Annotated in this window: 8 protein-coding genes and 1 pseudogene; 3 read left to right on the forward strand and 6 right to left on the reverse strand. The window is 64.1% G+C overall.

The window, feature by feature from the left end:
• Positions 1-1,141: 1,141 nt before the first annotated feature.
• The 3 genes from ACLQI9_RS06255 to ACLQI9_RS06265 form a co-directional block, all read right to left on the reverse strand.
• Positions 1,142-1,531 (reverse strand): hypothetical protein, encoded by a 390-nt coding sequence (locus tag ACLQI9_RS06255; protein WP_442383458.1) that lies wholly within the window; start codon positions 1,529-1,531, stop codon positions 1,142-1,144.
• A 447-nt stretch (positions 1,532-1,978) separates the two neighbouring features.
• On the reverse strand, positions 1,979-2,572 hold the full coding sequence (locus ACLQI9_RS06260) for a hypothetical protein (protein ID WP_442383456.1): 594 nt from the start codon (positions 2,570-2,572) through the stop codon (positions 1,979-1,981).
• A 5-nt stretch (positions 2,573-2,577) separates the two neighbouring features.
• The gene (locus tag ACLQI9_RS06265; protein ID WP_442383454.1) at positions 2,578-2,844 is read right to left on the reverse strand and encodes an SHOCT domain-containing protein; all 267 of its coding nucleotides are present in this window, start codon (positions 2,842-2,844) and stop codon (positions 2,578-2,580) included.
• A gap of 161 nt (positions 2,845-3,005) precedes the next feature.
• Between ACLQI9_RS06265 and ACLQI9_RS06270 the strand changes: the two genes are divergently transcribed.
• The 3 genes from ACLQI9_RS06270 (at position 3,006) to ACLQI9_RS06280 (ending at position 4,778) form a co-directional block, all read left to right on the forward strand.
• Positions 3,006-3,284 carry a hypothetical protein gene (locus ACLQI9_RS06270; protein ID WP_442391308.1) on the forward strand — a complete coding sequence of 93 codons (279 nt, stop codon included), beginning with the start codon at positions 3,006-3,008 and terminating at the stop codon, positions 3,282-3,284.
• Between the two features lie 498 nt (positions 3,285-3,782).
• Positions 3,783-4,148, forward strand: coding sequence for an STAS/SEC14 domain-containing protein (locus tag ACLQI9_RS06275; RefSeq protein ID WP_442383450.1), 366 nt, complete (start codon positions 3,783-3,785; stop codon positions 4,146-4,148).
• A gap of 144 nt (positions 4,149-4,292) precedes the next feature.
• Positions 4,293-4,778: a nitroreductase/quinone reductase family protein gene (locus tag ACLQI9_RS06280; protein ID WP_442383449.1), complete on the forward strand. Its 486-nt coding sequence runs from the start codon at positions 4,293-4,295 to the stop codon at positions 4,776-4,778.
• 33 nt (positions 4,779-4,811) lie between these two features.
• Here ACLQI9_RS06280 and ACLQI9_RS06285 read toward each other — a convergent pair.
• The 3 genes and pseudogenes from ACLQI9_RS06285 to ACLQI9_RS06295 all read right to left on the reverse strand — a co-directional run.
• A pseudogene (locus ACLQI9_RS06285) lies at positions 4,812-5,333 on the reverse strand (adenylate/guanylate cyclase domain-containing protein); the annotation flags it as partial.
• Positions 5,330-8,533 (reverse strand): adenylate/guanylate cyclase domain-containing protein, encoded by a 3,204-nt coding sequence (locus ACLQI9_RS06290; protein ID WP_442383447.1) that lies wholly within the window; start codon positions 8,531-8,533, stop codon positions 5,330-5,332. The pseudogene ACLQI9_RS06285 and the gene ACLQI9_RS06290, both read right to left, overlap by 4 nt.
• Before the next feature lie 136 nt (positions 8,534-8,669).
• Positions 8,670-8,921 carry an SDR family NAD(P)-dependent oxidoreductase gene (locus ACLQI9_RS06295; RefSeq protein WP_442391310.1) on the reverse strand — a complete coding sequence of 84 codons (252 nt, stop codon included), beginning with the start codon at positions 8,919-8,921 and terminating at the stop codon, positions 8,670-8,672.
• Positions 8,922-9,077 lie beyond the last annotated feature (156 nt).

Raw genomic sequence — 9,077 nt, forward strand, 5'->3', positions numbered from 1 at the left:
GGCGATGTGCGGCCGGCCAAATCAGCCAATGTCCAGGCGACCACAAAGGTTCGCAGATAGCAGATTAGGCGAAAGCGTCCTCGCCTGTTTGGCAAGCCGCCACTGATTCAATCCCAGTACCGCGCACCAGTGTTTATGCAGCTCAGAGGCAGTTTTGAGGCTTCGCCGTGACAACCGTGCCAGATACGTGCCAAACGGGGTGCGCCGCCGGAGCGGCGCGGTGCCCGTTGCCGGGTGTTGGGGTTTACGATCGACCCACCGTCTACACATTCGAGTTAGCCATGAATCGCATCCGACGCCTCTTCGCAGCATTCACTACGGCGGCCGCCATCGCCGGCTTGGCCGGTTCCCCGGCCGCACTCGCCGACCCCGAACCACCGCCTCCGCCGGAGCCGGTACCCGCACCGGCCCCGGCGAATATTCCTATTCCTATTCCTGAGATGCCGGGGGTGATAGGACCCGGATCGGCTCCGACGCAGGTTTCTGAGATACCGCCGGTTGACGACAGCGGAGCGCGTTGATCGGCCGACGCACAGTGGATGCCGTGTGACGATGCGATGCCTTCACCGGCGACATTTACGGGCACACGTCCGACGACGCGGCACTCGGCCTATGACAAGCTTGCTCACCGATAGATTAGTGCGATGACAAACGCCATCCTCATTATCGCCGTGGTCGCCTCCGTCGCGATAACCCTCTGGCTCGTCCAGCGGGGCGGTCGCAATCGCTGAGGGTTGCTGTACTGGTCCCAAATTGGTCCCACGCAGTCCCACGATGCAACCTCGTGAAATGAATACCCACAGGTAAAGCCATGTTTTCTCAGTCGGGCTGACAGGATTTGAACCTGCGACCACTTGACCCCCAGTGTCATATTTGGCGTACGTGGGTGTTCTCAGATGTCCTGTTTGCGCAGCCCACGGCCCATTTGCGGACGTCTGCGGACAGCTCCGAACACCCGAAAACTGCGTGCCGTTGCTATCCGCGTTGCTATCCGTTGCCATTGACACTTACCGGGCGTCATCGCTACGAAAGACATTCCGGCAGAAGGTAAATCAGTTCAGCATGACCACTTGACACTGGGACAAGCGGTTACCGGCTCATCCCCATGCTGCGGGCCACTGCTTTCGGCTTGCCGAAATCGTCAGCCGACCATCATGAGCTGCCGGTGCCGGTGCCCGGCGGCAGCCTGCACGATCCGCTGTGCCGTCCTGTAGTTGATCCCCGACGCTTTGGCGGCAGCGTTTATCGATGCGCCGTCACGGTGTGCTTCCAGCACCGCGATTACCGTCTCGGCGGGCTGTGTGGTCACACCGGATGCGATCAGTTCCGAGGCAAGGTCTGCGTCGACCTGTGCAATTTCTGCATCAACGTGTGTCGCCTCAGTTTGCGCTGAGGGCTGCACCGCCTGTGCCGGGTCGGGTTGTGCCGATGCAGGGGCCTGTGCCCGCTTCTCCTTCGTCTCGGAGTTCGGCCCGTCGTCGCTGGCGTCGCCGCACACCGCGGCTCTGCAGATCGCGTGGCTACTGCGCACTCACACCATCATGGGTGTGACGCACCGCTACCCAGAAGCGCTGGTGAAGGTCACCGGGTTCGCCTCTGCGACAACCGGGTTCGGCGGCAGCTGATGCCGTTCGTGACGCCCATCGATCCGTACCACCAGCCCGTAGTGGGCTGGTGGGAGGATCTCGGCCTGTCGAATCTCGACGAGGAGTTCGACGACGACGAATAACCGAATAGAGAGCTTGGCGCCCTGGTCGAGACAGGAAAGTGCCCACCGCCTGGCTGCGCGGTGTTTCCTGCCAGGTTGAAGCCGAGAAGTGAGCCCGGCCTCGGTGCACTTTCGTGCCCTTTCAAGCCGGGGCCGGGCTCACCACCCCAGACTTGGCGCGCCGGCCCGCGCCGAGACGGCCCGCCCCAGGGCGCCGACCTCCTCGGCGACCCGGTGCGGGCCACTGCGAGACGAGGGTCAGGCGACCGCTTAGTGACCGGGCCCCATCATGCCGCCGGGCCCCATCATGCCGCCGGGTCCCATCATGCCGCCCATCATTCCCTGCATCATGGCGGGCATCCCGTCCTGAACGAAGCCGGTGACCTCCCGCGCGTGTGCACGAATGACGTCGGCGAGGGCGGGATCGTCAGCGGTCTCCTCGGCGATCACACCCGCAGGGGTGAACGTGAGCTGGCGGCGGTAGCCGCTGGCATGACGGAAGAGAGTCGGCAGGCTTTGGCTCATGCACATGACCTCGGTTCCCTGGTCGAGGTGGGAGTACATGCTTGAGACATGCGCCTGTAGTTGGGCGGTCAGCTCTGGGGACTTCGATTCGGTGGTGGTGCGCACGCCGCCGGGAATGTCCTCAACGACACGGTTGATTTCGCTGTGGCGCATGAACATCTCCATGTAGCGGCTCATGTCCATGTGACCGGCGCCCATAAACCCGCCTCCGTCGGTGAGGCGGATAGCCGTCGAGGGCGGTTCAAAGATGCTGCGATGGACATACCGCAGACCTAGGATGCTGCCCGCGCCGAGCGCGACGAGCGCAGTGAGCGCCGCCCGCCGCGTCAACCTAGCCATCATGATTAGCGGTGTTCATGCAGCAGCGTAATGCGTCGCCGGTATTCGTCTTCATCTATCTCGCCACGAGCGAAGCGTCCGGCGAGCACGTCCTCGGGGCGCGGCGGCCCGTAACGGGGCGGACCGCCCCTGGCGCCGCCTGAGCTGACCAAGTAGCGGGTGGCAAGGACAATGGCGGTGATCACGGCCACCCAGAACAACACCATCACAACGCACATCAAAACCCATCCGCCCCAACCCCATCCGTCGCCCCACCAGCCGTCGTACATCATCGGCGCATCCCTCCGAGACAGAGACAGATTCCCACGCAATACCGAACTCAAGTTGCCGCCTCTCGCAGCAGCCTTTAGGCAAGTCGACCAGGTACGCGCTGCATTTCCTAGGGCCGATGGTCCCTACCCCCGCGGGGTATGTGTGTGGCATCGTTCGGAACATGACGCAAACTCCTGAACCCGGGGCCGTACCGATCACCGCGACCCGGCAATCCGGGAACGACGATGGATACGGCGCGCGTAGCCGTCTAGGCCAGGTGGCGGCGTGGGTGGTCATCGTCGCCGGCATCGTGTTCGTCGTCGGGGCGATCTTCTTCTCAGGGCTCATCTTGGGCTGGTCTTCAGGTGCCCATGGCTGGCACCGTGACGGTACCTGCCCAATGATGGGATCATCCGGCGGAATGATGGGACCCGGCGGCATGATGGGACCCGGTCACTAAGCAGCCGCCTGACCCTCATATCGCACTAGCAGCCAGGCAGCCCTTCGCTCCAAAACCCGCTGCGGTTCAAAGACCAGCCCGCCGCTCACCGACGTGCTAAAGGCAGCAGTGGGATTCGCTTGTTCCACGCGCGTGTCCCGCATCAACACGGCCCCACGCAGTGACACAATCGGGGCGACAATGCCTACAGCCGTCGACCTGCTGCACACACTGGCCGCCACCCCGCATCTTCCCGGCGCCGCCTGTGTAGACCAGCGCGACGTGTTGGTTTGGCGAGTCTGACCGGGCACATATACGTCACCACCCCGAGGACGACGCGCGCACTGATGATGCCGCGCCGAAAACGCACCCGCGCCCAAGAGCGCCGCCACCGGTCCCGACCGGGGTCGCAATCAATGGCGGTGGCTAGCGGGCTTTCGTGACTTTGGCCTCTACGCCGGGACGCCCGGCGAGGAGACCATGACGAGCAGGGGATTTCACGTCGTTCAGGAGGTCATCGTGATCGAGGTGCTGAAGGACTTTCCCGACAACGTCACAGCGTATGCGTGCCATGAGCGCCTGACGAAGGCCGACTATGAAACGGTGCTGCGTGACGTTGAAGACAAACTCACTCGGCACGAAAAGCTACGGATGTACTGCGAGGTCTCGCCCGATTATGTCGGCGTCGAACCCGATGCAATCTGGGAGGATTGGAAGGTCAGCTTCAGTACCTGGTTCCACTGGCAACGCGGCGCGATTGTCACTGACGTGCAATGGATGATTTGGGCGACGAAATTCTTCGGCCTCTTGGTTCCTGGGGAGTGGCGTGTATTTCCGATGGATGAAGCCAGCAAAGCCCGCGAATGGATCGTAGAGGCGCAGTAAGTATTTATCGGTGATCTCACGTCGAGATTCATGGTTGCATCACTTCGACATTCCCCACCCGCGCACGGCGCACAACGCACGGTCATGCGCTATTGACAGCTGCTCGCTTGGCGGGTGAACTTGGCCAGCCCCCGAGGAGAACAGATGCCCTACCGCGCCGCGGGACGCTACCGGCCGCCGCCGGTCCTGCATCGGCTGCTCAGCAGCGCCGTCGCCGCGCTCGCCGCTCACGGCTTCAGCCCCGCGAACACCGTGGCGTTAGAGGTACTCGGTCGGCGATCGGGCCGGTTGCGCCGCACAACCGTGGTGGTGGTGGAGCACCAAGGCGAACGCTTCATAGTCTCACTGGGCGGCGAATCCGAGTGGGTCCGAAACGTGCGTGCCGCGGCAGGCAAGGCGATCTTGCGCCGAGGCAAACGCACACCCGTATGTCTGGTCGAAGTGCTGCCGGCTAAGCGGCCACCGGTGCTGCTGGCCTACGCCAGCCATCGGGCTTTTTCCCGGTCTCCGGCCTACATCGCCCGCAACTACTTCGGAGTTAAGCCTCACCCGGGCCTGAGCGACTTCACCGACATCGCCGAACGCTATCCAGTGTTCGTGGTCGCGCCGAAGAAGTCGGCCGAGGTCTGAACGTTGCATCAATTCGACATTCCTTACGGGCTGCGCTTCCATCCGCTGCGCCATGCCGACCTGCTCACCAACGGCGGTGTAACCGAAAGGCCCCGAACCGATCTCACCGGCGATCACCTCACCGGAGTTAAGTCCCACCCGCAACTGCAGATCGATCTCGTCGCGGTCTTTGACCTCAGCGGCAAGCCGCGTGTTCTCATCTTGAATGCCCAGCGCCGCCAGACAGGCACGAATAGCGTGGTCCTCCAACGCCACTGGCGCACCGAACACCGCCATGATCCCGTCGCCGGTGAACTTGTCCACCGTGCCGCCGTAACGCTGTACTACTGCCGAAGCACGGTCGATCAGGTCGGTCATGATCTCACGAAGCCGCTCGGCACCGACGGCCGCTGCGATGTCCATTGAGTGCACCACATCGGCGAACAGGACGGTTACCTGCTTGTACTCGGCATGGGTGTCCTGCTCGGTGACCGGTGCACCGCACTCCAAACAGAACTTCGCATTTTGCGGCAGCTCGATACCGCACGATGAGCACGCCAATCCCGTCGCCGTCATGGCATCGCCTCGGCCCACTCGATATGTCCTTCGAAGCCAAGCGTTCTCGCCATGTCGCGGTAGCGATCCCGCAAGTGCGCGTAAGCGGCCGCATCACCGTGAGCCCGCGCCAGGAGAGCCCGCAGCCGCTGCAGCCAGATGTCGCGCATCACGAGAACCTCATCGGCTGGCGCGGCCGCTAACCGCTCGATCGCGGCCTCGGCTTCGGCCACCTCACTCTCTGCCCCGCGGTCAAGGAGTGTCTCCACCAGAACACCCGTCGCAATAGTGCCCACCGCCACCCTTCCTTGGCGGAACAGATGGTCGATGACGGCGCGCATGAGCGGTATTGCGCCGTCGTGATCTCCACGCCGAGCCCTCTCCCGCGCCAAGTACACGTTGACCATCGGTAACTCGGACAGCAAGTATCCCCGGCGCAGAAACACGTCGCTGAGCTCGGTGAGCAGCGTCTGTCCGCGATCCCGCTCCGCATCCGTCGGGCGGTACACCAGCGCAACACCCAGCGTCATCCGGGCGAGGGTCAACGCGAAGTCATCACCGGATCGTTCGGCAATCTGCACGGCATCCTCGATCTCGCGCACCGCGCTGTCTTCGGGGCCGAGCACGCCAGCCGGTATTGCCCCGTTGTAGACGTAGCAGACGACCGTCGCGTAGGACGCAGGGTCGGCGCTGCGGGCCATCGCGAGGCCGTGGCGCAGGTCGTCTCGCCATCCGGGACGACCCAGGCAATACCGGGCAAAGGCCCGCGTCGCAAAGGCGAGCGCTAACGGCGACCCGAAAAGGATGTTGCCCTTAGACGGGTCACCGTCGGCCAGGTCGATAACCTGCTGTGACCAGCGCAGCACGTCACAAACCTCGCCATTTGAAATCTTGGCGTAAATGGCCGCGAGAGACAGCCCCACGATCAAGGTCGGATCGCCGATGGACTCGGTGAGGGCCATGGCTTCCGATGCCAGCTGCGACGCCTCGCGTATCCGGTCCTGAAACGCGTGATCGGTCACTAGCCCCGCCGTTGCGATTGCCAGTGACGCCTTGTCCCCGGCGGTGGTGCACAACTCACACAGTTCCTCGAAGCGTTCGCCGGCCACATGTTCATGTACCCGCCAGGCGATCCCGCACAACATGGTCCGCGGGGCGATGCGCATGGCTGCTCGGTCGGGATCATCGGCGGGTAGGGCGTCGGCGATCTTTGCCCCACGCTCCCAACTCAGTCGCGCCGCGCCGATGTCGCGGTTGGTCGCCCACGTCGCGGCGCGCATGTGCCAGCCGTAGGCGGCGTGCCCATCGCCGGCGGCCTGCAGATGTTCGGCGATCAGCGCCGCGTTTGCATCGGCCGATTGTGGCTCTCGGGCTTCGATCGCGGCGGCCAGCCGCCGATGCAACTGGGCGCGATCCGATTTGAGTTGTGATTCGTAGGCCACCGTGCGAATCAGCGGATGCCGAAACGCATATTCGGCGCGCGGGGTGAACACGATCTGATCGATCAGCTCGGCTTGAACGAGGTCATCAAGGACTGGCTCAATTTGCAAAGCAGCCAACAGATCAGGACTGAAACCAGATCCGATCACCGCCGCGGCGCACACCGTGCGCTTGGCAAGCGGGTCGAGGCGGTCGATGCGCGCGGCAATTGCCGCCTGCAAGGTGGCCGGCACGCTCACGTCGGCCAGCTCGCTGTCACACACGTAGGCTCCGCGCTGGCCGTCCAGCACACCCCGCTCGGCCAGGTCGCGCACGATTTCCCCGGCGAAAAACGGGTTGCCCGCGGCGCGCTTGGCGATGATGTCGGCCACGCCCGTGACCGACGGGTGCCCTCCGAGCAGCTCGGCGGCCAACGCGGCGATATCCGAATCCTCCAACGGCTCTAAGGCAATCGTCTGCGAGCGATGGGCGTAGGCCAGCATGCCCTCGTATTCGGGTCGGTAGGTAATCAGCACCAGCGAGCAAGTCTGGGGAACGACCGACAGCCACTCGGCGATCATCGACTCGCTGGCCTCGTCGATCCAATGGGCGTCCTCGATGACGTAAACCGCCGGGGTGCTGCGCGCGAGCGACGCGGTGTTCAGCAGTGCCGTCAGCCGCCGCCGCCGGGCGTCGGGATCAGTCTGCGGCAGAACAACGTCGGGATCGGCGATGCCCAACAGATCATCTAACAAGGCCAGATCCTCGCTGTCGGCACCCGTAAGTCGGCCATGCACCCGAGCCCGCGCCGCCACGTCATCCAGCTCGCCGGTCCCCAGGGCGGCGCGCAACAGCGCCGCCACCGCGCGGAACGCGATGTCGGTGGTGTGGGACTCGCAGAAGGTGGAAAACACCTCGACACCACGACTTGTCGCCAGCCGCATGGTTTCACCGGCGAGTCGGGTCTTGCCGATGCCAGCCGGGCCGACCACGCCCACCACCGACCCGCGTCCACCAATCGAGCGGTCCAGCATCGCCGCCAGCGAGGCCAATTCCCACTCGCGGCCCACCAACGTCGATTCCAACAGACCTGTCCGCTGGCGCTCAGCGGCCATGCTCAACAGCCGCCGCGCTAGCACCGCATCGTCGGCGCCCTTGATGCGCACCATCTCCGGCTCACCCAGCACCGCCGCCCCCTCGACCAGCCGCGCGGTGAATTCACTAAGCATTACCGCGCCCGGTTGCGCGACCGACTCCATCCGCTGCGCCATGCCCACCTGATCCCCGATCGCCGTGTAGCCCAAAGCACCCGAACCGATCTCACCGGCGATCACCTGGCCGGAATTGAGGCCCACCCGGAGCTGCAGGTCGATACCGTCGCGGTCTTTGACCTCAGCGGCCAGCCCAGCGGTCTCCTCGTGGATGCCCAGCGCCGCAAGACAAGCGCGGATTGCGTGGTCCTCCAAAGCCGCCGGCGCACCGAACACCGCCATGATCCCGTCGCCGGTGAACTTGTCCACCGTGCCGCCGTAGCGCCGCACCACCGCCGAGGAGCGGGTGATCAGCTCGGTCATGATCTCGCGTAGCCGCTCCGCGCCGACAGACGCGGCGATGTCCATCGAATGCACCACGTCGGAGAACAGGACGGTTACCTGCTTGTACTCCGCCAACCGAGTGGCTGATGCAAGAGGCGTACCGCACTCGCTACAGAACTTGGCCGTCGGGCTTGACTGCGCGCCGCAGGAAACACAGAACAGCCCCGCCGCGGTCAGTCCACCGCCACCATCCCCGCTGGGGTCCACGTCAGTATCGTTTCACTGCTGGTCAATGATCTCCGTCATATCGCTGTGCCATCTTTGACACGAAGTTTCGAGACCCTCGTATGTCGTCTATTTCGAGACGGCAGCGGTAGTCTCCGACCGTCGTCATTGCATTGCCTCAGCCCACGCCATGTGCCCCTCGTAGCCAAGCGTTCTCGCCGACCTCGCCCGGCTTGGTCACATCGGCGTCCGAATAGATCGCGGTGACGCCGAACTCTTCCTCGATGCTGCGCCGCTCTTGCTCGACAGCATCCTGGTCACCGAAACCGTTGAGGGTCACGTTCGCGCCCTCGGCTGCAAACGCGCGTGCGATACCACGACCGATACCGGAAGTGGAGCCAGTTACCACGACGGACTTTCCGTGAATCACCAGGCCGCCGCTCCCTTCTCGCCACCCCAGCCGTCACCGTCAGGGCCGCGCCTCGAAGATGAGGTTGAACGGTGTCTGTGTCGCCCTCCGGAACCGCGTGAACCCACCGTCATCGACCATCACTTTCCTCAGACGCCGTTCCCCGGCTTGGGCGCC

It is taken from the genome of Mycobacterium sp. (genome assembly GCF_052143115.1).
GTDB lineage: Bacteria > Actinomycetota > Actinomycetes > Mycobacteriales > Mycobacteriaceae > Mycobacterium.

Coding starts and splice junctions, on each gene's coding strand:
- ACLQI9_RS06270 (WP_442391308.1), top strand. CDS start 3,006: ATGACGCAAACTCCTGAACCCGGGGCCGTACCGATCACCGCGACCCGG.
- ACLQI9_RS06280 (WP_442383449.1), top strand. CDS start 4,293: ATGCCCTACCGCGCCGCGGGACGCTACCGGCCGCCGCCGGTCCTGCAT.
- ACLQI9_RS06265 (WP_442383454.1), bottom strand. CDS start 2,844: ATGATGTACGACGGCTGGTGGGGCGACGGATGGGGTTGGGGCGGATGG.
- ACLQI9_RS06260 (WP_442383456.1), bottom strand. CDS start 2,572: ATGGCTAGGTTGACGCGGCGGGCGGCGCTCACTGCGCTCGTCGCGCTC.